The organism is Streptacidiphilus jiangxiensis (assembly GCF_900109465.1).
Taxonomy (GTDB): Bacteria; Actinomycetota; Actinomycetes; order Streptomycetales; family Streptomycetaceae; genus Streptacidiphilus; species Streptacidiphilus jiangxiensis.
Genome location: NZ_FOAZ01000012.1, coordinates 109,483 through 133,190, shown reverse-complemented (window position 1 = coordinate 133,190; position 23,708 = coordinate 109,483). Strand labels below are relative to the sequence as shown.

The window sequence follows — 23,708 nt, the reverse complement described above, 5'->3', positions numbered from 1 at the left end:
GAAGCGACGCTCCGTACCGGCGACGACGCCGGCGGCGATGACAACGTCGGCGACGGCGCACATGAACGAACAGCTTGCGGGCCCGTACCTTCCGGCCTCCACCCGCTCGGCCCCGTGCGAGGCCGCCCGCTGACGCCCCTTCCCCGGCGCCAGAGGGTCGACGCCCGTCGGGCGAGCGGGCGGGGACCAGACGGTGCGGGCCACAGTAGAGAGGCCCCCGATGAGCTCCGCCGCGGACAACGCGAAGCACGTCCCGGTACTGCTCCGGCGCACCCTGGAGGTGCTGGCCCCGGCGCTCGCCGCTCCGGGGTCCGTCGTCGTCGACACGACGCTCGGCCTCGGCGGTCACAGCGAGGCGCTGCTGCGCGAGTTCCCCGAGGTCCGGCTGGTCGCCATCGACCGCGACCCGGAGGCGCTGCGCCTGGCCGGCGAGCGCCTCGCGCCCTTCGGCGACCGCGCCACGCTCGTGCACGCGGTCTACGACGAGCTGCCCGAGGTACTGGCCGGGCTCGGCATCGAGCGGATCCAGGGCATCCTGTTCGACCTCGGCGTCTCCAGCATGCAGCTGGACGAGGCCGACCGCGGCTTCGCCTACGCGCAGGACGCGCCGCTGGACATGCGGATGGACCAGACCGTCGGCATCAGCGCGGCGGAGGTGCTGAACACCTACTCGCACGGCGAGCTCGCCCGCATCCTCAAGGTCTACGGCGAGGAGCGGTTCGCCGGGAAGATCGCCTCGGTCATCCTGCGCGAGCGCGAGAAGGAACCGTTCAGCAACAGCGCGCGTCTGGTGGAGTTGGTGCGCAACGCGATCCCCGCGGCGACGCGCAGGACCGGGGGCAACCCCGCGAAGCGCACCTTCCAGGCGCTGCGGATCGAGGTCAACGGCGAGCTGTCGGTGCTGGAGCGGGCCATCCCGGCGGCGCTTTCCGCGCTGGCGGTCGGCGGCCGGATCGTCGTGCTCTCCTACCACTCGCTGGAGGACAAGCTCGTCAAGGGTTTCCTTGCCGAGGGTGCGGCGTCCACCGCGCCGCCCGGCCTGCCGATCGTGCCGGAGGAGCACCAGCCTCGGTTCAAGCTGCTGACCCGCGGCGCGGAGCTGCCGACGGAGGAGGAGGTCGCGGAGAACCGCCGGGCCAAGCCCGTCCGGATGCGGGCGGCGGAGCGGGTCCGGGAGCGAAGCGGCCGCTGAGGCGGTCACGACGGCACTGAGGGGAGCGCGCACGTGGCAGTCGGGAGGGGAACCGCACGACCCGGAGGACCCGCGCGGCGTCCGGGCGCCGGCCGGCGGGCCGGGCGCGGGCCGTTCGCCGCGCTGGTGATGGTGCTGCTGGCCGGTGGGCTGGTAGCGCTGCTCATGCTGAACACGGCGCTGAGCCAGGACTCCTTCACGGTGCAGAAACTGCAGCGGCAGACGACGCAGCTGACCAACGAGCAGCAGGGGCTGCAGCAGCAGATCGACGGCTGGTCCGCGCCGGACGCGCTGGCCGCGCGGGCCCGGCAGATGGGCATGGTCCCCGCGGGGAACCCGGCGTTCGTCACCGACAACGGCAAGGTCCTCGGCGACCCGAGCGCGCTCCCGGCCGCGCCGAGCCCGCTGCCGACGCCTCCGGCGTCCTCGGCGCCGACGTCGTCCGGCTCCGCGTCCCCGAACGGCTCGCCGTCGACGACGGCCTCCGGTCACCCGGCCGCGCCGCACACGTCCGGCAGCCCGGCCCCGCACACGGCGACCGCCCACACCGACGCCAGGCCCGCGTCCCCCCACCCGACCCCGTCCGGCCACTGACGGAGCGACCGAACCATGCCCCAGCCTCCCCGCGACCCTGACCGCGACCGCAGCCGTGACGGTGCCTCCCCGCGCCGCCCCCGCCCTGACCGCGACGCCCAGGCACCGAAGCCCCGCGCCCCGCGCGGGGGTTCCCGCGGTTCTGACTCCGGCGGCGCTCCGCGCGCCGGGAGCAGTCGCGACGCGGCCCGTCAGCCCCGCCCTCCACGCGGGGAGTCCGGGCGCGCCGCGCGGAGCGCCGACAGCGTCGGCTGGGACGAGGCGGCGGAGCTCACCCGTCGCTCCGGTCCGACCGCCCCGCGCCGCCCCGGCCCCGCCTCCGGCAGCGGCCCGCGCGCGGGCGGGGACGGCGGGCGCAGCGGCTCCGCCTCGCGGGACGCGGACCGTGCCGCGCGCGGCTCCGGCGGCGCCGGGGTGGACAGCGGGCGCAGCGGCCGGTCGTCCGCCGCCGACTCCTCGCGCTCGCGCAGCGGCTCCGCCTCCGGCGGGCGGGCGCCCGCGCCGCGGCGGGCCGGGGACGAGCGGGCAGCCCGTGGGCAGGGCGCCCAGCGCAGCGGCGGTGCGGTGCGGGTCGCGTCGCGGTCGGAGGCGCCCGGACGGGCGCCGGTGCGGCCGAGGCCGCCGGCGCCGAGGCGGCCTGCGCCGGGCGGGGCCGCCCTGCGGTTGGGGGAGCCGCGCAAGCGGCTGCGGGTGATGTGGCTGGCGCTCGGGACGGTGTTCGCGCTGTTCGCCGGGCGGCTGGTGCAGCTGCAGTTCCTGGACTCCACCGCGCTCGCCGAGGAGGCCAGCGCCAACCGGTACGTCTCGACGCCGCTGGCGGCCCAGCGCGGCACCATCACCGACGCCGCCGGCGACGTGCTGGCGACCACGGTGACGGCCTACGACATCACCGCCGACCCGACCATGCTCACGCCCGAGCAACTGCACGTCACCGACGGACCGGCGCAGGCCGCCGCGCTGCTCGCGCCGATCCTCGGACAGGATCAGCAGAAGCTGCAGCAGGCGCTGACCGCGAAGAACCCGAAGACGGACATGTACCGTCTGATCGCCAAGCAGCAGACCCCGCAGACCTGGAACCAGATCAACGCGCTGGACAACCGGTTGGCGAACAAGGCCGGCTCCGGCCACTGCCTGGCGGAGAACACCCTCGCACTGAAGGCGGGCGCCGACGGCCGCGTCGACGACGCCTGCGCCAACCCGATCGCAGCGGTCTTCCACGCCCGGCACGACAAGCGCGTCTACCCGGACGGGGGACTCGCCGCCAACGTGCTGGGCTTCGTCAACGCGGACGGGATCGGCTCGGGCGGGCTGGAGCAGCAGTACGAGAGGCTGCTGAAGGGCGTCGACGGCAAGCAGGTGTACGCACAGGCGAACGGCCGCGAGGTGCCGACCGCGGGCGGCCAGCACGAGACCGCGCCGGTGCCCGGGTCGAGCCTGCGGCTGACGCTGAACCGGGACATCCAGTGGGAGGCGCAGCAGGCGATCTCCGCACAGGTGGCCAAGAGCCAGGCCGAGGGCGGCTACGTCATCGTCCAGGACGTCCAGACGGGTCGGGTGCTGGCCATGGCGACGGCGCCCGGCTTCGACCCGAACGACCTCGCCCACGCCGACCCGAACGCGATCGGCAACACCGCCCTCAGCGACGCCTACGAGCCGGGCTCGGTCAGCAAGCTGATGACCATGGCGGCGGTGCTGCAGCAGAACGTGGCGACGCCGGAGACGCACGTGACCGTGCCGGGCGCGCTGCCGCGCGCGGACCGGGTCTTCCACGACGACGTGGCGCACGGCACCGAGCAGCTGACGCTGAACGGCGTGCTGGCGCAGTCGTCGAACATCGGCACCATCCTCGCGGCGGAGCACCTGGGCTCCACGCAGAGCCAGGCCAACCAGGTGCTCTACGACTACCTGACCAAGTTCGGCATCGGCCGCCCCTCGGGGCTGGGGTTCCCGGGCGAGACGCAGGGCATCCTGCCGCTGCCGCAGAGGTGGAACGGCTCGCAGCAGTACACCATCCCCTTCGGCCAGGGCCTGGCCGTCAACGCGCTGCAGACCACCTCGGTCTACTCGACGATCGCCAACGGCGGCGTGCGGGTCGCGCCGACGCTGGTGGAGGGGATCACCGGACCGGACGGCCGCTACACGCCCACCCCCGCGCCGGACAGCACCCGGGTGGTGAGCGCGGACGTGGCCAAGCAGTTGGCCGAGATGCTGCAGTCGGTGGTCGGCAGCGAGCAGGGCACCGGCACCATGGCGCAGATCCCGGGCTACCTGGTGGCGGGCAAGACCGGCACCGCGAACAGGGCCACCGGTGACGGCTACAGCGGCTACACCGCGTCCTTCATCGGCTTCGCGCCGGCGGACAAGCCGCGGCTGACGGTCTCCTGCGTGATCCAGAAGCCGGTGGGCGCCCACTTCGGCGGGCAGCTGTGCGGGCCGGTCTTCAAGCAGGTGATGGAGTTCGCACTGAAGACGCTCGATGTCCCGCCGACCGGCGCCCCGGCGGCGAACCTGCCGGTCAACTGGTGACGTGGCGCACAGACAACCCCTGGGATGGCGATACCCTCACATGACCAGCACGGACGGCGGCATGCACATGGCAATGAACTCCCCACTTGGCTCCGACAGCACCGGTACGGGTAACCTCACCGCCGTGCCCCATCGTGATCAGCCCCTGCTCCGTCCCCGCGCCACCGACGGCCTCGCCCTCGCGCAGGTCGCCGCGCTGCTCGGAGTGGACGCGGCAGGAGCACCCGATGCGCTGGTCACCGGCATCACCCACGACTCCCGTGCCGTCCGACCGGGGGACATCTACGCCGCGCTGCCCGGAGCCAACGCCCACGGCGCCGACTTCGCGCCCCAGGCCGTCGCCGCCGGCGCCGTCGCGCTGCTGACCGACCCCTCGGGTGCCGATCGCGCCGCCGACGCCGGCGTCCCGCTGCTCGTCGTCGAGCAGCCGCGCGCCCGCGTCGGCGAGCTGGCGGCCGCGATCTACGGCCGCGCCGCCGAGCAGCTGCTCTCCATCGGCGTCACCGGCACCAGCGGCAAGACCACCACCGCCTACCTGATCGAGGGCGCGCTGCGCGGCGCCGGCCGCACCCCCGGCCTGCTCGGCACCGTCGAGATGCGGGTCGGCGAGACGCGCATCAAGAGCGAGCGCACCACCCCCGAGGCCACCGACCTGCACGCCGTCCTCGCGATGATGCGCGAGGCGGGCGCGGACGCGGTCGCCATGGAGGTCTCCAGCCACGCCCTGGTCTTCGGCCGGGTCGACGGCGTGGTCTACGACGTGGCGGTCTTCAACAACCTCACGCCCGAGCACCTCGACTTCCACCCCGACATGGACGACTACTACCGGGCCAAGGCGCAGCTGTTCACCGCGCGCCGGGCTCGCGTGGGCGTCGTCAACATCGACGACCGCTACGGCCGCCGCCTGGCAGGCGAGGCCGAGATCCCCGTCGTCACCTACTCCGCCTCAGGAGACCCGGCCGCCGACTGGCGCGCCGAGCAGGTGCAGCTGGGCCACGCCGGCTCGCACTTCCGCGTGGTCGGCCCGAACGGCCTGGCCGCCGACGCCTCCTCGCCGCTGCCGGGCCCGTTCAACGTGGCCAACGCGCTGGCCGCCATCGCCGCCGCCGTCACCGCCGGACTTCCGCTGGAGGAGGCCGTCGCCGGCGTCGCCGCGGTGCCGGGCGTGCCGGGCCGGATGGAGCAGGTCGACGCCGGACAGCCCTACCTCGCCGTGGTCGACTACGCGCACAAGCCGGACGCCCTGGAGGGCGCGCTGCGCTCGCTGCGCGAGGTCACCAAGGGCCAGGTGCTGGTCGTCATCGGCTGCGGCGGCGACCGCGACCCCTTCAAGCGCGGCCCGATGGGCGCCATCGCCGCCCGCTACGCCGACACCGCCATCCTGACCAGCGACAACCCCCGCACCGAGGACCCGCTGGCGATCCTGGCCGCGATGCTCTCCGGCGCCGTCGAGGTGCCGGAGGCCGAGCGCGGCGCGGTACTGGTCGAGCCCGACCGCGCCCGCGCGATCGCCGAGGCCGTCGCCCGCGCCCACGCGGGGGACTCGATCCTGGTGGCCGGCAAGGGCCACGAGGTCGGCCAGTACGCCAAGGGCGAGGTCCGCCCGTTCGACGACCGCGTCGTCCTGCACGACGCCATCAGCGACGCAGCAGGTCGCAGCAACACCGCACAGTCCACCCCCAGGGACGTCGAGGAGTAGAGCCACGTGATCCCCCTGACCCTCGCGGAGGTGGCCGAGGCCACCGGAGGGACGCTCGTTGACGTACCGGACCCGCAGGCGCGGGTCACCGGTCCGGTGGTGCACGACTCGCGCCAGGTCTCGTCCGGCGCGCTGTTCGTCGCCGTGGCCGGCGAGCGGGTCGACGGCCACGACTTCGCCGAACGCGTCGTCACCGAGTCCGGTGCCGCCGGCGTTCTCGCGAGCCGCCCGGTCGGCGTGCCCGCCGTCGTCGTCGACGACGTGCTCGACGCCATGGCCAAGCTGGCCCGCGCCGTCACCGCGCGGCTGACCGACACCACCGTCGTCGCGCTGACCGGCTCCACCGGCAAGACCAGCACCAAGGACCTGATCGCCCAGGTGCTCGGCGCCCAGGGAACCACCGTCTACACCGAGGGCTCGTTCAACAACGAGATCGGCTTCCCGCTGACCGCCCTGAAGGCGCAGCAGGACACCGAGTTCCTGGTGCTGGAGATGGGCGCCCGCGGCAAGGGCCACATCGCCGAGCTGTGCGGGATCACCCGCCCCAAGGTGGGCCTGGTCATCAACGTCGGCACCGCCCACCTGGGCGAGTTCGGCAGCCGCGAGGGCATCGCCGAGGCCAAGGGCGAGCTGGTCGAGTCCCTGCCCGCCGACGGCGTCGCCGTGCTGAACGGCGACGACCCGCTGGTCCGCGGCATGGCCGCGCGCACCGCCGCCCGCGTCGTCTTCTACGGCGAGGCCGAGGACGCGGTCGTGCGTGCCGTGGATGTCCGTTTCGACGAGCTGCAGCGTGCCTCGTTCACCTTGAGCACACCCTCCGGTTCCGCACCGGTGGCCCTGAAGCTCTACGGTGAGCACCACGTGACGAACGCCCTCGCCGCCGCCGCGGTCGCGACCGAGTGCGGGCTGGGCGTCGAGAAGATCGCCGCCGCGCTGAGCGGGTCCGGGAGCCTGTCCAAGTGGCGGATGGAGCTCACGGAGCGCCCGGACGGCGTCACCGTGATCAACGACGCGTACAACGCCAACCCCGACTCGATGCGGGCCGCCCTGCGCGCGCTCGCCGCGATCGGCGGGAGGGGCCCCGACGCCCGCCGCACCTGGGCGGTCCTCGGGGAGATGCGGGAACTCGGCGAGGACTCCCTCGCCGAGCACGATGCGGTGGGCCGGCTCGCGGTCCGGCTCAACATCGCGACCCTGGTCGCGGTGGGCGGCCGGGAAGCGGCCTGCATGGAGCTTGGCGCGAGGAACGAAGGTTCGTGGGGTGAGGAATCGGTGCTGGTGCCCGACGCGGATAGCGCGATCGAGCTGCTCCGTGAGCAGGTCCGACCGGGGGACGTGGTCCTGGTGAAGGCGTCCCGTTCGGTGGGCCTGGAGAAGGTGGCTGCGGCCCTGCTTGCGCAGGACGCCAACGGGGAGGCAGGGCGTTGATGAAGGCGATCCTCTTCGCCGCGGCGTTCGGCCTGTTCCTCTCGCTGGTCGGCACTCCCATCCTGATCCGGATCCTGGCCCGCCACGGCTACGGCCAGATGATCCGCGACGACGGCCCGCAGGCGCACCACAGCAAGCGCGGCACGCCCACCATGGGTGGTATCGCCTTCATCCTGGCGACGCTGGTCGCCTACCTGCTCACGCACCTGATCATGGGGACCGAGTTCACCGCCTCGGGCCTGCTGGTGCTGTTCCTGTTCGCGGGCATGGGCCTGGTCGGCTTCCTGGACGACTACATCAAGATCGTCAAGCAGCGCTCGCTCGGTCTGCGCGCCAAGGCCAAGATGGCCGGGCAGCTGATCGTCGGCATCGTCTTCGCGGTGGGTGCGCTGCGCTTCCCGGACCACTCCGGTACCACGCCCGCCTCCACGAAGCTCTCCTTCGTGACCGACTTCGGCTGGTCGCTCGGCCCGGTGCTGTTCGCCATCTGGGCGATCTTCATGATCCTGGCCATGTCCAACGGCGTGAACCTCACCGACGGTCTGGACGGCCTGGCCACGGGCGCCTCGGTGATGGTCTTCGGCGCCTACGTCTTCATCGGCATCTGGGAGTACGGCCAGAACTGCGGCTCCGCGATCACCGCCGGCGCGCAGTGCTACCAGGTCCGCGACCCGCTCGACCTCGCGGTCGTCGCGGCCGCGCTGATGGGCGCCTGCTTCGGCTTCCTGTGGTGGAACACCTCGCCCGCCAAGATCTTCATGGGTGACACCGGGTCCCTCGCCCTCGGTGGCGCGCTGGCCGGTCTGGCGATCTGCTCCCACACCGAGATGCTGCTCGCCATCCTGGGCGGCCTCTTCGTGCTGATCACCCTGTCCGTCATCATCCAGGTGAGTTCGTTCCGGATGACCGGCAAGCGCGTCTTCAAGATGGCACCACTCCAACACCACTTCGAGTTGAAGGGGTGGTCGGAGGTGCTCATCGTGGTGCGCTTCTGGATCATTCAGGGACTGTGCGTCGCCGTCGGCCTCGGCCTCTTCTACGCTGGCTGGGTCACATCTTGACCGACAGCGGTGAGGGCATGGACCAGATGAACTGGGAGAACCTGCACGTCACGGTGGCCGGGCTGGGCGTCTCCGGCGTCCCGGCGGCCAAGGTGCTGCACGGCCTCGGCGCGGTGGTCACCGTCGTCGACGGCGGTGACGGCCCACGGCAGCAGGCCCAGGCCGAGGAGCTACGCGCCCTCGGCGTCACCGTGCGCCTGGGCGACGGTGACTCCCTGCCCGACGAGACCGACCTGATCGTCACCGCGCCCGGTTGGCCGCCGTACTCGCCGCTCTTCCAGGTGGCCGAGAAACTGGACATCCCGATCTGGGGCGACGTCGAGCTCGCCTGGCGCCTGCGCCGCCCGCACCCCGCCACCGGCGAGCCCGCACCCTGGCTCGCCATCACCGGCACCAACGGCAAGACCACGACGGTCCGGATGCTCGCCTCGATCCTCACCGCCGCGGGCAGGCGCACGGCCGCCGTCGGCAACGTCGGCGTCTCCGTGCTGGAGGCGGTGCTCGCGGAGGAGCCGTACGACGTCCTCGCGGTCGAGCTCTCCAGCTACCAGTTGCACTGGGCGCCGAGCGTCCACCCCTACTCGGCGGTCGTCCTCAACATCGCCCCCGACCACCTCGACTGGCATGGCTCCATGGAGGCCTACGCGGCGGACAAGGGGCGGATCTACGAGGGCAACGTCGTCGCCTGCGTCTACAACGTCGCCGACCCGGCGACGGAGGAGCTGGTGCGCGAGGCCGAGGTCGAGGAGGGCTGCCGCGCGGTCGGCTTCACGCTGGGCGCTCCGGCGCTCGCGCAGCTGGGAGTGGTGGACGGCCTGCTCGTCGACCGGGCATTCATCCCCGACCGGCGGCACGCGGCCGCAGAGCTGGCGTCCGTGGAGGACGTCCAGCCCAGTGCCCCGCACAACATCGCGGACGCGCTCGCGGCCGCCGCCCTGGCGCGGGCCTACGGGGTCGAGCCGCGGGCGGTGCGGGACGGCCTGCGGGCGTTCCGGCCGGACGCCCACCGCATCGCGTTCGTCGCGGAGGTGGACGGCGTCGCCTACGTCGACGACTCCAAGGCGACCAACCCGCATGCCGCTGCCGCGTCGCTGGCCGCGTACGAGTCGGTGGTCTGGATCGCCGGCGGCCTGGCCAAGGGCGCGGAGATGGACGGCCTCGTCGCCGCGGCGGCCCCCCGCCTGCGTGCCGCGGTCCTCATGGGCGCGGACCGGGCGGTGATCCGCGCGGCGCTGGACGCCCACGCGCCGCACCTGCCCGTCTTCGAACTCCCCGACGGCGTCGTGGGCGCGGCGGCGATGGAAGCCGTCGTCAACGCGGCGTCCGGCTTCGCCGAACCGGGTGACACGGTCCTGCTGGCGCCGGCCTGCGCATCGATGGACATGTTCACGAATTACGGCGAACGCGGCGACCTCTTCGCCGCCGCCGTGCACGCGCTGTAGTTGCACTCAGCCAAGGGGCGCGGGGAACTGCGCGACAAGCCACCGACATGCGGATGGTCCTCACCGAGCAGGGCCATCCGTACGCCGGTGGTTTCTCGCGCAGTTCCCCGCGCCCCTGGGCGTTCGCCACTGGCTGCGGCAGCTTGACCGACCCGCTCGCGCTCCGGCGGCGGAGCCGCGAATCGGTGGAGGCCCGCGCCCTGACGTGTTGCAACTGGCTCCTGGCGTTTAACCCGGTAGGGTCAGTCGCCGGTAGGCGTAAGCGCAGGGGAGAGGACCACCGAAGTGCCGGAAGCGAACGTCGCAACCTTCCGGTCCTACAGCCGGTTCACGCGGCTGCAGAGCGCCTGGAGACGCTTCCAGAAGGGTCTGGAACGGCCGCTGACGCCGTATTACCTGATCCTGGGCTCCGCCGCGCTGATTCTCGTCCTCGGTCTGCTGATGGTGTTCTCCGCCTCGCAGATCCAGGCACGCCTCGAAGGCCTCCCCTTCGACTACTACTTCAAGAAGCAGCTCATCTCCATCGTCCTGGGCGCAGGACTGATGTACCTGGCCGTGCGCCTCCCGGTGCGTGTGCACCGTGCGCTCGCGTACCCGCTGCTGCTCGGGGTGATCCTGCTGCTGCTCGCCGTGATGGTGCCGGGCATCGGGGTCGCCGTGAACGGCAACCGGAACTGGATCCGGCTGGGCGGGTTCTTCCAGATCCAGCCCTCGGAGTTCGCCAAGCTCGCGCTCGTCCTGTGGGCCGCCGATCTGCTCACCCGTAAACAACAGATGAAAACTCTCGGGGAGTGGAAGCACCTGCTCATCCCGCTCGTCCCGGTGGGCCTGCTGCTGCTCGCGCTCGTCCTGGCCGGCGGCGACATGGGCACCGCGATGATCATCTGTGCGCTGCTCTTCGGTCTGCTCTGGATGGCCGGCGCGCCCGCGCGCCTGTTCAGTGCCAGCGCGTTGCTCGCGCTGCTGGTCAGCGCCCTGCTCATCATCACCGTGCCGCACCGGCTCTCGCGCCTGTCCTGCATCGGCGCGACGCACGTCGGCGCGGACGGCTCCTGCTTCCAGGCCGTGCACGGCATCTGGGCGCTCGCCTCCGGCGGGATCTTCGGGACCGGGATCGGCGCGAGTGTGCAGAAATGGGGTCAGCTGCCCGAGCCGCACACCGACTTCATCTTCGCCGTGACCGGTGAGGAGCTGGGTCTCGCGGGGACGGTGTCGGTCCTCGTTCTCTTCGCGGCACTAGGGTATGCGGGTATCCGCGTGGCCGTACGCACGAAGGAGCCGTTCATCAGGTACGCAGCGGGAGGCGCCACCACCTGGATCATGGCCCAGGCCATGATCAACATTGGGGCGGCGCTGGAACTCCTGCCCATCGCGGGCGTTCCCCTCCCGATGTTCTCCTACGGCGGTTCCGCCCTGCTGCCGACCATGTTCGCGGTCGGCCTGCTGCTCTGCTTCGCACGCAGCGAGCCGAGCGCGAAGGCGGCACTCGCCGCGCGGAGCAGGCGCAAGGGCAAGGGCAAGACAGACAAGCAGGATCGGCGCCGGTTCCTCCGGTGGCCCCACAAGGAGCGGTGAATTTCGGTGCATGTGGTCCTCGCCGGCGGTGGTACCGCCGGTCATATCGAGCCCGCACTCGCGTTGGCTGACGCTCTGCGGCGCAACGACCCCACGGTCGGCATCACCGCTCTCGGCACCGAGTCGGGGCTGGAGACGCGGCTGGTGCCCGAGCGCGGCTACGAGCTCGCGCTGATCCCCAAGGTCGCGCTGCCGCGCAAGCCCTCCGGTGACCTGATCACGCTGCCGGGCCGGCTGCGGAACACCGTCAAGGCCGTGCAGGACATCCTGGAGCGCACCAAGGCCGACGCCGTCGTCGGCTTCGGCGGCTACGTCTCCATGTCGGCCTACTTCGCGGCCAAGCGCAGCGGCGTGCCGATCGTCATCCACGAGGCCAACGCCCGTCCCGGCGTCGCCAACAAGATCGGCTCCCGCTACACCGACTTCGTGGCCGTGGCGACCCCGGACAGCAAGTTCCCGAAGGCCCGCTACATCGGCATCCCGCTGCGGCAGACCATCGCCAACCTGGACCGCGGCATGGCCCGCCCGCAGGCGCGCCAGTACTTCGGGCTGGAGCAGAACCTGCCCACGCTGCTGGTCTCCGGCGGCTCGCAGGGGGCCCGACGTCTGAACGAGACGATCCAGGCCGTGGCGCCGCGCCTGCAGCAGTACGGCGTGCAGATCCTGCACGCGGTCGGCCCGAAGAACGAGCTGCCGCCGGTGGGCGACCTGCCCGGTATGCCGCCCTACCGGGCGCTGCCGTACCTGGACCGGATGGATCTCGCCTACGCCGCCGCCGACCTGATGCTCTGCCGGGCCGGCGCGATGACCGTCGCCGAGCTGGCGGCCGTCGGTCTGCCGGGCGTCTTCGTGCCGCTGCCGATCGGCAACGGCGAGCAGCGCCTGAACGCCCAGCCGGTCGTCCGCGCGGGCGGCGGCCTGCTGATCGACGACGCCGAGCTGACCCCGGAGTGGGTGCTGCAGAACGTCCTGCCGGTGCTGACCGACCCGCAGCGCCTGTGGCAGATGTCCCACGCCGCCGCCGAGTTCGGCCGCCGCGACGCGGACCAGTTGCTGGCGCAGATGGTGTACGAGGCGATCGACGCCCATCGGGGTGGTCGCCGGCGTGGCTGAGTACGTCGGGGTCGAGGAGGACCGGGCCGAGGCGGGTGCCGAACAGGCGCCACGGCCCAGGCTCAAGCTGTCCCGGCGCGGCATCGCGGTGCTGAGCGGGCTGGTCGCCGTGCTGCTGGGCACGGGGATCTGGCTGGTCTGGTTCTCCTCGGTCTTCGACGTGCGCACCGTCAGCGTGATCGGGGCGAAGGCGCTGACCAGGGATCAGGTGCTGCAGGCCGCCCAGGTGCCGCTGGGCGGTCCGCTGGAGCGGCTGGACACCGGGGCGGTCGAGGCGCGGGTCGAGAAGGCCCTGCCCCGGGTCGACCACGCCGACGTGACCACCTCCTGGCCGCACGCGGTCACCATCACCGTCACCGAGCGCACGCCGGTCGCCGCGGTCCGCGGCGCGAACGGCACGTTCACGTTGGAGGACACCGCGGGCGTGCGCTTCGCCACGCTGCCGGCCGCGCCGCCCGGTGTCCCCGTCGTGCAGCTCGCGCTCTCGGCGGCGGGCAAGGGGGAGCTCGCCCAGTTCCCCGAGCAGGTACTGGTCGCCGGCGCGGTGGAGGTGGCGCGCTCCCTCCCGGCGGCGCTGGCCCGGCGTACTGCGGCGGTCGTCGTCCACTCGTACGACGACATCGAGCTGACCCTCAACGGTCCTTCGGGCACGGTCTATTGGGGCAGCCCCGAGCAGAGCGCCCGCAAGGCGGTGGTGCTGGGAGCGCTCCTGAAGCAGGACGCCAGGGGGTACGACGTGAGCGCACCGACAGATCCGGCACTTCGGTCTTGACGGACTGTCCACTGAGCCGTGACGCTTGTTGACCCCCGTGTACGCGCACGGCCCTTAGATCACATAGGCTCAACAATAAATGGTTGCTTGCTCGGCGTGTCCGTTGAACCGGCAAGGCTCGATGCCTACTGTCCTAGTGACAGTGGATAATGCAGCAGTGACATAGCATTAACTCTAAACCTCATGTTTAGGGTGAGTAGACAGATCCGAGGCGAGAGGCCTTCGACGTGGCAGCACCGCAGAACTACCTCGCAGTCATCAAGGTCGTCGGTATCGGCGGCGGCGGCGTCAACGCCATCAACCGGATGATCGAGGTCGGGCTCAAGGGCGTCGAGTTCATCGCGATCAACACCGATGCCCAGGCGCTGCTGATGAGCGACGCCGACGTGAAGCTCGACGTGGGCCGTGAGCTCACCCGTGGCCTCGGCGCCGGCGCCAACCCCGAGGTCGGCCGCAAGGCGGCCGAGGACCACCGCGAGGAGATCGAGGAGGTCCTCAAGGGGGCCGACATGGTCTTCGTGACGGCCGGCGAGGGCGGCGGCACGGGCACCGGCGGTGCCCCCGTGGTCGCCAACATCGCGCGCTCGCTCGGCGCGCTGACGATCGGCGTGGTCACCCGCCCGTTCACCTTCGAGGGCCGCCGCCGCGCCAACCAGGCGGAGGACGGCATCGCGCAGCTGCGCGAGGAGGTCGACACCCTCATCGTCATCCCGAACGACCGCCTGCTCTCCATCTCCGACCGCCAGGTCAGCGTGCTGGACGCGTTCCGCAGCGCCGACCAGGTGCTGCTCTCCGGTGTTCAGGGCATTACCGACCTGATCACCACCCCCGGCCTGATCAACCTCGACTTCGCGGACGTGAAGTCCGTGATGAGTGGCGCGGGCTCCGCGCTCATGGGCATCGGCTCGGCGCGCGGCGAGGACCGCGCGAAGGCGGCGGCGGTCATGGCGATCTCCTCGCCGCTGCTGGAGGCGTCCATCGACGGCGCCCGCGGCGTGCTGCTCTCCATCTCCGGCGGCTCCGACCTCGGCCTGTTCGAGATCAACGAGTCGGCCCAGCTGGTCAGCGAGGCCGCGCACCCCGAGGCGAACATCATCTTCGGCGCGGTCATCGACGACGCGCTCGGCGACGAGGTCCGCGTCACCGTCATCGCCGCCGGCTTCGACGGCGGGCAGCCGACCCCGATCGTCCGTGAGCCCGTCGTGCGCTCCGCGACGACCGAGCGCTCCGCGACGCCGGACTTCCCGCGCGCGGCGTCCGCCGGATCCTCGGCGGTCGGCTCGACGGCCACGGGCCGCAGCATGCACACGCTCGGCAGCGTCCCCCGCGCGGAGGACGCCCCGCGTCCGACGGCCGAGCCCACCATCCCCCCGGTCCCGCAGCAGGCGCCCCCGCGCCCGCCGTACGTCGACTCGGCGGCGGAGGAGCTCGACGTTCCGGACTTCCTGAAGTAAGTCGTCGTGCCCGAATCCCCCGGAGCGCTCCGCGCTCCGGGGGATTTGCTGTGCCATAAGGTGATCCCATGATCGGCCAGCGGATTGACCTGGGGCATGGAGTCCACGCCGCCTTCACGGACCGGTGGGGCGGGGTGAGTGCGGAGCCCTACGCCGAGTTGAACCTCGGCGGTGCGGTGGGCGACGATCCCACGGCCGTCCGGGAGAACCGGAGGCTCGCGGCGAACGCGCTCGGGATCGACCCGGCGGACGTGGTCTGGATGAACCAGGTCCACGGCGCCGAGGGCTTCATCGCGAGCGGGCGGCAACCGGACGGAGAGGCTCCGTCCGTGGACTGTGTCGCGACGCGGACCCAGGGACTCGCGCTCGCGGTCCTCACGGCCGACTGCACGCCGATCCTGCTTGCCGACCCCGAGGCCGGAGTCGTCGGTGCCGCCCATGTCGGGCGGCCGGGGCTGCACAAGGGCGTCGCCGACACCGTCGTCGCGCTGATGCGCGAGCTCGGCGCCGAGAAGATCGAGGCCGTGATCGGTCCGAGCGTCTGCGGACGCTGCTACGAGGTGCCGGACCCGCTGCGTGCGGAGGTCGCCGCCCGAACCCCGGAGGCGTACGCCGAGACCGGCTGGGGCACCCCGTCCCTCGACATCCCGGCCGGCGTCACCGGCCAACTCGCGCGGCAGGGCGTGACCGTGCGTGCGAGCGAGCACGTCTGCACCCTCGAGTCCGAGCATCACTTCTCTTACCGTCGGGCCTCTCTTACCGGCCGTCTGGCGAGCTACATCTGGTGGGATCCCAAGTGACAAATCTGACATCTGCGGAGCGTCTGGCTGAACTCCGGACAAACCTCGCCGCCGTGAAGGCGCGCATCGACGCCGCCTGCGCCGCGGCCGCGCGCCCCCGCGACGAGGTCACCCTGGTGGTCGTCACCAAGACCTACCCGGCCTCCGACACCCGCCTGCTCGCCGAGCTGGGCGTCCGGGACGTCGCGGAGAACCGCGACCAGGACGCCGCGCCAAAAGCGGAGGAATGCAAGGATCTGCCCCTCAGTTGGCATTTTGTGGGGCAATTGCAGACCAACAAAGTCCGTTCCGTTCTCCGATACGCCGACCGTGTGCATTCCGTGGACCGGCTCCGGCTCGTCGACGCACTCTCCGCGGAAGTGGTCAAAAGCGGGCGGGCCGACGTGGGCTGTCTGATCCAGGTCGGTCTGGAGTCGGAGACCCCGGAGGGGGCCCACCGCGGCGGGGTCGCGCCGAGCGAGGTGGAGGCGCTGGCCGAGACCGTAGCGGCCGCTCCAGGACTGCGACTTGACGGTGTGATGGCGGTGGCGCCGCTCGTCGGTCCGTTCGCAGACGATCCACGCAGGGCCTTCGGCCGTCTCGCGGAAATCGCATCCCGCGTACGGGGGACGCACCCTGGTGCCACGATGGTCTCTGCCGGGATGTCAGGAGACCTGGAAGAGGCCATTGCTGCCGGTGCGACACACGTGCGCATCGGTACGGCGGTACTGGGTGCGCGGCCGACGCTCCGGTAACGTCACCGGTTAGAAGATCAGACCGGAGAACAAATCCGGACATTCCAGAATCTCCCCGGCGGGCCGGGGAAGAACCGTGGATCGTGGAACCTCCCCAGGCCGATCCACCACAGAGCGGAGGACAGGAGTATGGCCGGCGCAATGCGCAAGATGGCGGTCTACCTCGGTCTCGTGGAGGACGATGGCTACGACGCCCAGGGTTACGACCCGGACGACGACTACGACCACGAGCCCGAGCCGCTGCGGACCGGGCGGACCGAGGAGGTCCCGCGTCCGGCCGCGCCTGTGAGCGTCCCGGCCGCCGCGCCGGTGGCGGCCTCGGCCGTCGTCGCCCCGATGCGGGCGCCCGAGCCGCGCATCGCGCCAGTGGCGTCCATCACACCCGAACGTCGTCCCGTCGAGAAGAGCGCCCCGGTGATCACGTCCAAGACCGCCTCCGAGCGGGAGCCTTACCGCATCACCACGCTCCACCCGCGAACCTACAACGAGGCCCGTACCATCGGGGAACACTTCCGTGACAACACTCCTGTGATCATGAATCTCACGGAGATGGACGACACGGATGCCAAGCGCCTCGTAGACTTCGCGGCTGGACTCGTCTTCGGGCTTCACGGCAGCATCGAGCGCGTGACGCAGAAGGTGTTCCTGCTGTCTCCTGCTAACGTCGATGTAACGGCGGAGGACAAGGCACGGATCGCCGAGGGCGGGTTCTTCAACCAGAGCTGACAGGCATGAAGGGCGAGGGGAGACACGGTGAGCGTTGTATGGCAGGTGCTGTACATCGTCTTGATGTGTTTCTTCGTCCTGCTCCTGGCACGCATGGTGATGGACTGGGTCCAGTTCTTCGCCCGCGACTGGCGACCGGGCCGAGCCATGGTCGTCGTGCTGGAGAGCATCTACACCGTCACGGATCCGCCGCTCAAGTTGTTGCGACGGTGGATCCCGCCGGTGCGGATCGGGGGCGCAGCCCTCGACCTTGCCTTCATGCTGCTGATCATCATTGTGTTGATCTTGATCCAGGTCGTGGGGCAGCTGTGACCTACGCAGATGCCCAGGTGTCCGACGATCACGTTGAGGTGAAGAAATGGCATTGACCCCCGAGGACGTTCGGAACAAGCAGTTCACGACCGTCCGCCTCCGCGAAGGCTATGACGAGGACGAGGTCGACGCCTTCCTCGACGAGGTCGAAGGCGAGCTGACTCGCCTGCTGCGCGAGAACGAGGACCTGCGCGCCAAGCTGGCCGCGGCGACCCGTGCGGCCGCGCAGAACCAGCAGGCCGCGCAGAACCAGCAGCAGCAGCGTCGCGAGCTGCCGGGCCCCGGTCCCCAGGACGGGCAGCACCCGCAGCAGGGCCACCCGCAGCAGCAGCGTCCGGGCGCGCCCGTGCCCGCCGCCATATCCGGCCCGCCGGTTCCGCAGCAGGGGATGCCCCCGCAGGGCATGCCGCCGCACATGCAGCAGCAGATGGGCCACCCCGGCCAGCCGCAGCTGCCCGGCGGTCAGCCGGCCCTCCCGGGCCCGGGTGCTCCGCAGCTCCAGCCGGCCCCGCAGATGGCCGGTCCGATGGGCGGCCACACCATGGGCGGCCTCGCCCCCATGCAGCAGCCGCAGCCGATGATGCAGCAGCCGCAGCCGAACAACGACTCCGCTGCCCGTGTCCTCGCCCTGGCCCAGCAGACCGCCGACCAGGCGATCGCCGAGGCCCGCTCCGAGGCCAACAAGATCGTCGGCGAGGCCCGCAGCCGCGCCGAGGGTCTGGAGCGCGACGCCCGCGCCAAGGCGGACGCGCTGGAGCGGGACGCCCAGGAGAAGCACCGCGTCGCGATGGGCTCCCTGGAGTCCGCGCGGGCCACGCTGGAGCGCAAGGTCGAGGACCTGCGTGCGTTCGAGCGTGAGTACCGCACGCGTCTGAAGTCCTACCTGGAGACGCAGCTGCGTCAGCTGGAGTCCCAGGCGGACGACAGCCTCGCGCCGCCGCGCACTCCGGCCACGGCTTCGCTCCCGCCGGCTGCTCCCCTGTCCCAGCCCGCGATGAGCCCGGTCGGCGCCTCCCCGATGAGTGCCGGTGGCCCGTCCTTCGGCGGCGGCCAGTCCATGGGCGGTCAGACCTTCGGCGGCCAGCAGTCCTTCGGCGGCGGCCAGAACGGCCCGTCCTTCGGTGGCAACGCGTTCCAGCCGGCCGGCGCGCAGCCGGCTCCGCCGGCCGCGATGACGCAGCCGATGGCCGCGGTCCGCCCGCAGCCCCCGCTGCAGCAGGCGCCCCAGCCGATGCGCGGGTTCCTGATCGACCAGGACGACGAGAACTAAGTCTCTCGCCGAAAAGGCCCCCACTTCCGGAGACCGGAGGTGGGGGCCGTTCCTTTAGTTGCACTATCCAGGGGCGCGAGGAACTGCGCGAGAAACCACCCGGTGCGGATGGCCCTGCGCGTTGAGGACCATCTGCTCATCAGTGGCTTGTCGCGCAGTTCCTCGCGCCCCTGACGGGGCTAGTGCAGGGTGACCACAGCGGTCACGCCCTTCGCATCGACGAGTACCGTGCCCTCTTCGACGCGGGCCGCGTCGAGCTCGGCGAGCGGGATCTCGTCGACCCAGGCCTTGCCGGCCAGGACGACCACCAGCGCCGGGCCGGTGACCTCCGTGCTGTCCGTGCACATGGTGACCTCGGCCGAGACCGCGCCGCGGCGCGTCATCACGTTGAAGTCGACCAGCGGGCCGCCCAGCAGGCGGCACTCGGTCGCCGCGTCGCCGGAGAAGGCGAACGGCCGGAACCGCTCCGAGACGACCGTCTCGACCCCGTCGACGGTGAGGGCCATGCCCTCGCCCTGGACGACGGTGATGATCCGGTCGATGCCCTCGAAGAAGGAGAACGGCCCGCCGGAGGCGACGTCGGCCAGCGAGACCCGCCAGTCGAAATCCGCCGTCCCCGACGGCGACGACGCGACCTCGCGGGTCACGCCGCCGCCGTTCTTCCAGGGACTGGCCACGCGGTCGGCCGCGCGCAGAACCTGAATGTCCGTCATGGATCAGGCCTTGCGCAGCCAGAAGGTGAGCCCCAGGGTCTCGTCCGCGAACGGCGCGGCCTCGGCCCAGTCCGGCTCGCCGGCGGCGAAGTCCGTCGCCAGGACCTCGTCCGCGAGCAGTGCGCCGTGGGTGGTCAGCGCCTCGGTCGTCTCGTCCGCGGTCGCGACCCAGCGCAGCACGATGCGGTCCGAGACCTCCAGGCCGGAGTTCTTGCGGGCCTCCTGCACCTGCCGGATGGCGTCGCGGGCGACGCCCGCGAGGCGCAGTTCGGGGGTGATGTGCAGGTCGAGCGCGACGGTGGCGCCGGACTCGTTGGCGACGGCCCAGCCCTCACGCGGCGTCTCGGTGATGACCACGTCCTCCGGCGTGAGCTCCACCTGCTCGCCGTTCACCTCGACCGAGGCGCTGCCGGTCGCGCGCAGCGAGGCCGACAGCACGGCCGCGTCCGCGGCGGCGACGACCTTGGCGACGTCCTGGACACCCTTGCCGAAGCGCTTGCCCAGCGCGCGGAAGTTCGCCTTGGCGGTGGTGTCGACGAGTGAACCGCCGACCTCCGCCAGCGACTCGATCGCGGTGACGTTGAGCTCCTCCGCGATCTGCGCGAGCAGCTCCGCCGGGAGCTCCTCGTAGCCCTGCGCCGAGACCAGCGCGCGCGACAGCGGCTGACGGGTCTTGACGCCGGAGTCGGCGCGGGTGGCCCGGCCGAGCTCGACCAGGCGGCGCACCAGCGCCATCCGGCGCGAGAGCGCCGGGTCGATCAGCGTCTCGTCCGCGACCGGCCAGGTCGCGAGGTGCACGGAGGCCGGGGCGTCGGCGACGACCGGGACGACGAGGTCCTGCCAGACCCGCTCGGTGATGAACGGGACGAGCGGTGCCATCAGCCGGGTCACCGTCTCCAGCGCCTCGTGCAGGGTGGCCAGCGCGGCCGGCTCGCCCTGCCAGAAGCGGCGGCGACCACGACGCACGTACCAGTTGCTGAGGTCGTCGACGAAGGCGGAGAGCAGCTTGCCCGCCCGTTGGGTGTCGTAGGCCTCCAGGGCCGCGTCGACGTCGCGGACCAGGGTGTTGAGCTCGCTCAGCACCCACTGGTCCAGCATCGGACGCTCGGCCGGGGCGGGGTCGGCGGCGGACGGCGCCCACCCCGCGGTGCGGGCGTAGAGGGCCTGGAAGGCGACGGTGTTCCAGTAGGTCAGCAGCGTCTTGCGGACGACCTCCTGGATCGTGCCGTGCCCCACGCGCCGCGCGGACCAGGGCGAGCCGCCGGCGGCCATGAACCAGCGCACGGCGTCGGCGCCGTTGGTGTCCATCAGCTCGATGGGCTCCAGGATGTTGCCCAGGTGCTTGGACATCTTGCGGCCGTCCTCGGCCAGGATGTGGCCGAGGCAGACGACGTTCTCGTACGAGTTGCGGTCGAAGACCAGCGTGCCGACGGCCATGAGGGTGTAGAACCACCCGCGGGTCTGGTCGATGGCCTCGGAGATGAACTGCGCCGGGTAGCGCTTCTCGAACAGCTCCTGGTTCTTCAGCGGGTAGCCGTACTGCGCGAACGGCATGGAGCCCGAGTCGTACCAGGCGTCGATGACCTCGGGCACGCGCACGGCCTGCTTCGCGCAGCCGTCGGCCGGGCAGGCGAAGGTGACGTCGTCGATGAACGGCCGGTGCGGGTCCAGGTCGCTCTGGTCGGTTCCGGTGAGCTCCGACAGCTCGGCCAGCGAGCCGACGCAGGTGAGGTGGTCGTCCTCGCAGCGCCAGACGGGCAGCGGGGTGCCCCAGTAGCGGTTGCGGCTGAGCGCCCAGTCGATGTTGTTGTTCAGCCAGTCGCCGAAGCGGCCGTACTTGACCGTCTCCGGGTGCCAGTTGGTGCGCTCGTTCTCGCGCAGCAGGGCGTCCTTGACGGCCGTGGTGCGCACGTACCAGGACGGCTGCGCGTAGTAGAGCAGCGCGGTGTGGCAGCGCCAGCAGTGCGGGTAGCTGTGCTCGTAGGCGACGTGGCGGAAGAGCAGGCCGCGCTCCTTGAGGTCCGCGGTCAGCGCCTCGTCGGCCTTCTTGAAGAAGACGCCGCCGACCAGCGGGACGTCCTCCGCGAAGGTGCCGTCGGCGCGGACCGGGTTGACCATGGGCAGGCCGTAGTTCTTGCAGGTCGCGAGGTCGTCGGCGCCGAAGGCCGGGGCCTGGTGGACCAGACCGGTGCCGTCCTCGGTCGTCACGTACTCGGCGTTGACGACGTAGTGCGCCTCGCCCTCGACGTCGACCAGCCGGAAGGGACGCTGGTAGGTCCAGCGCTCCATCTCCTTGCCGGTGAAGCGCTCGCCGGTGGTGGTCCAGCCCTCGCCGAGGGACTTCTCGACCAGCGGCTCGGCCACGACGACGCGCTCGGTGCCGTCGGTGGCGACGACGTAGGTCACCTCGGGGTGGGCGGCGACGGCGACGTTGGAGACCAGCGTCCACGGGGTCGTCGTCCAGACCAGCAGCGAGGCCTGGCCGGCCAGCGGGCCGCCGGTCAGCGGGAAGCGGACGTAGACGGAGGGGTCGACGACCGTCTCGTAGCCCTGGGCCAGCTCGTGGTCCGAGAGGCCGGTGCCGCAGCGCGGGCACCAGGGGGCGACCCGGAAGTCCTGGACCAGCAGGCCCTTGTCGAAGATCTGCTTGAGGGACCACCACACGGACTGGATGTAGTCCGGGTCCATGGTGCGGTAGGCGTCGTCGAGGTCGACCCAGTAGCCCATGCGCTGCGTCAGACGGGTGAACGCGTCGGTGTGGCGGGTGACGGACTCGCGGCACTTGGCGTTGAACTCGGCGATGCCGTACGCCTCGATGTCCTGCTTGCCGGAGAAGCCGAGCTCCTTCTCGACGGCGAGCTCGACGGGCAGGCCGTGGCAGTCCCAGCCGGCCTTGCGGGCGACGTGGTAGCCCTTCATGGTCCGGTAGCGCGGGAAGACGTCCTTGAAGACGCGGGCCTCGATGTGGTGGGCACCCGGCATGCCGTTGGCGGTCGGCGGGCCCTCGTAGAACACCCACTCCGGGCGGCCCTCGGACTGCTGCAGGCTCCGCTCGAAGATCTTGTGGTCCTGCCAGAAGGAGAGGATCTGGTGCTCGAGCGCGGGCAGGTCGACTTGGGCGGGTACGGCGCGGTACTGCGCGGTCATGCTTCCTCCGGCGGAACGGCTCTACTGCTGTCTCCGACGGAGGGACGAGGCGGACGAGCGCCCCGCGGTACCACCCTCCTTGGTCGCGCCGTAGCGGCACGACCCCCTCATTGGGGTCAGCGGCCGGTTCTACTCGGCGCGGGTGACCTGCGCCTTTCCTCCGGCGGCTCCGGGGTGATCTTCCCGCTGCGCACACCCCCGGGCTTCCACCGTCCCCGGGTCTCTATCGGCTGCGTGCGGCGGTACTCGTCCCCATCCACGCCTTGCTGCCAAGCAGTCTATAGGGCGCGGCAAGGTGATTTCCTGCACTACCGCGCGCGCCCCTCGTGAGGTGACGCGCCGGTAACGGACACACCGGGCGATTATCGCGTCACGTTCTGGGCACAACTTCCTTCGTCCACTCGTCCTACATGCTGCAGGACCACGCGGCCCGGGCAACCGCACTGGTGCAGCCAGGCGAGAGGAAGGACGTACTCCGGTATGTCCCGTTGTGGTGGCATTCGCCACGGCTTATCGTTCCGGCACCGACAGAGTGCCGGTCAGTCATGCACGAAGGGGTCGAGGGAATGGCGGACAAGGCAAGGAGCCGAGCTGGCGGGACACGCCGTGCCGGAGTGTCCGTGGGAGACCCGGGGGAGAGCATCGTGACGCGAAACAAGACCACCGCGGCCACCCGGACGACCCACCAGGCCACCGGCGCGCGGTTGGACCCGGCCTCGCTCCCGGTCCGCCCTGGCGAGGAGCCGTGGACCGCGGAGGAGGTCATGGAGCTGCAGGCCGAGCTCACGGCCGAGGCGGCGGACCTGCGGGCCGAGATCCAGACGGCCGAGGAGGCCGTCAGCGGTCTGATGCGCGACTCCGGCGACGGCGCGGGCGACGACCAGGTCGATGCCGGCACCAAGAACATCTCGCGGGAGCACGAGCTCTCCCTCGCGGCCAACGCCCGCGACATGCTCGCCCAGACCGAGCGCGCGCTGCTGCGGATCGCCGGGTCCCAGTTCGGGTTCTGCGAGTCCTGCGGCAAGGCGATCGGCAAGGCGAGGGTGCAGGCCTTCCCACGCGCCACGCTGTGCGTGGAGTGCAAGCAGAAGCAGGAACGCCGTTACTGATTCGGCACCGCCTCCGGCGCGGCCCAGGCCGCGCCGGAGGC

Annotated in this window: 20 protein-coding genes; 17 read left to right on the top strand and 3 right to left on the bottom strand. The window is 71.5% G+C overall.

Annotated features, from left to right (window positions below):
- Nucleotides 1-220: 220 nt before the first annotated feature.
- Entirely contained in the window at nucleotides 221-1,192 is a 972-nt protein-coding gene (rsmH, locus tag BMY61_RS23050) for a 16S rRNA (cytosine(1402)-N(4))-methyltransferase RsmH (RefSeq protein WP_042456299.1), read from the top strand.
- Nucleotides 1,193-1,225: 33 nt separating this feature from the next.
- Nucleotides 1,226-1,786, top strand: a complete 561-nt coding sequence (gene ftsL / locus BMY61_RS23045; RefSeq protein WP_042456302.1) for a cell division protein FtsL — start codon at nucleotides 1,226-1,228, stop codon at nucleotides 1,784-1,786.
- 191 nt (nucleotides 1,787-1,977) lie between these two features.
- Here ftsL and BMY61_RS47815 read toward each other — a convergent pair whose 3' ends face one another.
- Complete coding sequence (locus tag BMY61_RS47815) at nucleotides 1,978-2,466, bottom strand: hypothetical protein (RefSeq protein ID WP_244904220.1); 489 nt, start codon at nucleotides 2,464-2,466, stop codon at nucleotides 1,978-1,980.
- A gap of 13 nt (nucleotides 2,467-2,479) precedes the next feature.
- On the opposite strand from BMY61_RS47815, the gene BMY61_RS23040 reads away from it, so the two are divergent.
- From BMY61_RS23040 to BMY61_RS22975, 14 genes are all read left to right on the top strand, one after another.
- The gene (locus BMY61_RS23040; RefSeq protein ID WP_280521005.1) at nucleotides 2,480-4,312 is read left to right on the top strand and encodes a peptidoglycan D,D-transpeptidase FtsI family protein; all 1,833 of its coding nucleotides are present in this window, start codon (nucleotides 2,480-2,482) and stop codon (nucleotides 4,310-4,312) included.
- 61 nt (nucleotides 4,313-4,373) lie between these two features.
- Nucleotides 4,374-6,011 (top strand): UDP-N-acetylmuramoyl-L-alanyl-D-glutamate--2,6-diaminopimelate ligase, encoded by a 1,638-nt coding sequence (locus BMY61_RS23035; RefSeq protein ID WP_425314703.1) that lies wholly within the window; start codon nucleotides 4,374-4,376, stop codon nucleotides 6,009-6,011.
- 6 nt (nucleotides 6,012-6,017) lie between these two features.
- The gene (locus BMY61_RS23030; protein WP_042453458.1) at nucleotides 6,018-7,439 is read left to right on the top strand and encodes a UDP-N-acetylmuramoyl-tripeptide--D-alanyl-D-alanine ligase; all 1,422 of its coding nucleotides are present in this window, start codon (nucleotides 6,018-6,020) and stop codon (nucleotides 7,437-7,439) included.
- A complete protein-coding gene (gene mraY / locus BMY61_RS23025; protein WP_042453456.1) occupies nucleotides 7,439-8,500 on the top strand; it encodes a phospho-N-acetylmuramoyl-pentapeptide-transferase in 1,062 nt (353 codons plus the stop codon). The genes BMY61_RS23030 and mraY overlap by 1 nt, the downstream gene beginning before the upstream one ends.
- A gap of 17 nt (nucleotides 8,501-8,517) precedes the next feature.
- A complete protein-coding gene (gene murD, locus BMY61_RS23020; RefSeq protein ID WP_042453453.1) occupies nucleotides 8,518-9,942 on the top strand; it encodes a UDP-N-acetylmuramoyl-L-alanine--D-glutamate ligase in 1,425 nt (474 codons plus the stop codon).
- A gap of 285 nt (nucleotides 9,943-10,227) precedes the next feature.
- Nucleotides 10,228-11,517 (top strand): putative lipid II flippase FtsW, encoded by a 1,290-nt coding sequence (ftsW, locus tag BMY61_RS23015; protein WP_082015319.1) that lies wholly within the window; start codon nucleotides 10,228-10,230, stop codon nucleotides 11,515-11,517.
- Nucleotides 11,518-11,523: 6 nt separating this feature from the next.
- Entirely contained in the window at nucleotides 11,524-12,630 is a 1,107-nt protein-coding gene (murG, locus tag BMY61_RS23010; RefSeq protein WP_042453452.1) for an undecaprenyldiphospho-muramoylpentapeptide beta-N-acetylglucosaminyltransferase, read from the top strand.
- A complete protein-coding gene (locus BMY61_RS23005) occupies nucleotides 12,623-13,402 on the top strand; it encodes a cell division protein FtsQ/DivIB (protein ID WP_042453516.1) in 780 nt (259 codons plus the stop codon). Before murG ends, BMY61_RS23005 begins: the two co-directional genes overlap by 8 nt.
- A gap of 227 nt (nucleotides 13,403-13,629) precedes the next feature.
- The gene (ftsZ, locus tag BMY61_RS23000; RefSeq protein WP_042453450.1) at nucleotides 13,630-14,856 is read left to right on the top strand and encodes a cell division protein FtsZ; all 1,227 of its coding nucleotides are present in this window, start codon (nucleotides 13,630-13,632) and stop codon (nucleotides 14,854-14,856) included.
- A 68-nt stretch (nucleotides 14,857-14,924) separates the two neighbouring features.
- Nucleotides 14,925-15,656, top strand: coding sequence for a purine nucleoside phosphorylase YfiH/LACC1 family protein (locus tag BMY61_RS22995; RefSeq protein ID WP_042453448.1), 732 nt, complete (start codon nucleotides 14,925-14,927; stop codon nucleotides 15,654-15,656).
- Between the two features lie 5 nt (nucleotides 15,657-15,661).
- On the top strand, nucleotides 15,662-16,390 hold the full coding sequence (locus BMY61_RS22990) for a YggS family pyridoxal phosphate-dependent enzyme (RefSeq protein WP_425314702.1): 729 nt from the start codon (nucleotides 15,662-15,664) through the stop codon (nucleotides 16,388-16,390).
- A 129-nt stretch (nucleotides 16,391-16,519) separates the two neighbouring features.
- On the top strand, nucleotides 16,520-17,116 hold the full coding sequence (locus BMY61_RS22985; RefSeq protein ID WP_042453445.1) for a cell division protein SepF: 597 nt from the start codon (nucleotides 16,520-16,522) through the stop codon (nucleotides 17,114-17,116).
- A gap of 27 nt (nucleotides 17,117-17,143) precedes the next feature.
- On the top strand, nucleotides 17,144-17,428 hold the full coding sequence (locus BMY61_RS22980) for a YggT family protein (RefSeq protein WP_042453443.1): 285 nt from the start codon (nucleotides 17,144-17,146) through the stop codon (nucleotides 17,426-17,428).
- Between the two features lie 46 nt (nucleotides 17,429-17,474).
- Nucleotides 17,475-18,698 (top strand): DivIVA domain-containing protein, encoded by a 1,224-nt coding sequence (locus tag BMY61_RS22975; protein WP_042453442.1) that lies wholly within the window; start codon nucleotides 17,475-17,477, stop codon nucleotides 18,696-18,698.
- 179 nt (nucleotides 18,699-18,877) lie between these two features.
- On the opposite strand, the gene BMY61_RS22970 is transcribed toward BMY61_RS22975, so the two are convergent.
- Together BMY61_RS22970 and ileS are read right to left on the bottom strand one after the other, a co-directional pair.
- Nucleotides 18,878-19,411, bottom strand: a complete 534-nt coding sequence (locus tag BMY61_RS22970; RefSeq protein WP_042453440.1) for a HutD/Ves family protein — start codon at nucleotides 19,409-19,411, stop codon at nucleotides 18,878-18,880.
- A gap of 3 nt (nucleotides 19,412-19,414) precedes the next feature.
- Nucleotides 19,415-22,558 carry an isoleucine--tRNA ligase gene (gene ileS, locus BMY61_RS22965; protein ID WP_042453438.1) on the bottom strand — a complete coding sequence of 1,048 codons (3,144 nt, stop codon included), beginning with the start codon at nucleotides 22,556-22,558 and terminating at the stop codon, nucleotides 19,415-19,417.
- 644 nt (nucleotides 22,559-23,202) lie between these two features.
- On the opposite strand from ileS, the gene BMY61_RS22960 reads away from it, so the two are divergent.
- A complete protein-coding gene (locus tag BMY61_RS22960; RefSeq protein ID WP_236656330.1) occupies nucleotides 23,203-23,667 on the top strand; it encodes a TraR/DksA family transcriptional regulator in 465 nt (154 codons plus the stop codon).
- Nucleotides 23,668-23,708 lie beyond the last annotated feature (41 nt).

Excerpts from the sequence above, each read along its gene's own strand:
- rsmH (WP_042456299.1), top strand. The coding sequence starts at position 221 with ATGAGCTCCGCCGCGGACAACGCGAAGCACGTCCCGGTACTGCTCCGG.
- BMY61_RS23040 (WP_280521005.1), top strand. The coding sequence starts at position 2,480 with ATGTGGCTGGCGCTCGGGACGGTGTTCGCGCTGTTCGCCGGGCGGCTG.
- BMY61_RS23035 (WP_425314703.1), top strand. The coding sequence starts at position 4,374 with ATGCACATGGCAATGAACTCCCCACTTGGCTCCGACAGCACCGGTACG.
- mraY (WP_042453456.1), top strand. The coding sequence starts at position 7,439 with ATGAAGGCGATCCTCTTCGCCGCGGCGTTCGGCCTGTTCCTCTCGCTG.
- murD (WP_042453453.1), top strand. The coding sequence starts at position 8,518 with ATGGACCAGATGAACTGGGAGAACCTGCACGTCACGGTGGCCGGGCTG.
- BMY61_RS22995 (WP_042453448.1), top strand. The coding sequence starts at position 14,925 with ATGATCGGCCAGCGGATTGACCTGGGGCATGGAGTCCACGCCGCCTTC.
- BMY61_RS22985 (WP_042453445.1), top strand. The coding sequence starts at position 16,520 with ATGGCCGGCGCAATGCGCAAGATGGCGGTCTACCTCGGTCTCGTGGAG.
- BMY61_RS22975 (WP_042453442.1), top strand. The coding sequence starts at position 17,475 with ATGGCATTGACCCCCGAGGACGTTCGGAACAAGCAGTTCACGACCGTC.
- BMY61_RS22970 (WP_042453440.1), bottom strand. The coding sequence starts at position 19,411 with ATGACGGACATTCAGGTTCTGCGCGCGGCCGACCGCGTGGCCAGTCCC.
- ileS (WP_042453438.1), bottom strand. The coding sequence starts at position 22,558 with ATGACCGCGCAGTACCGCGCCGTACCCGCCCAAGTCGACCTGCCCGCG.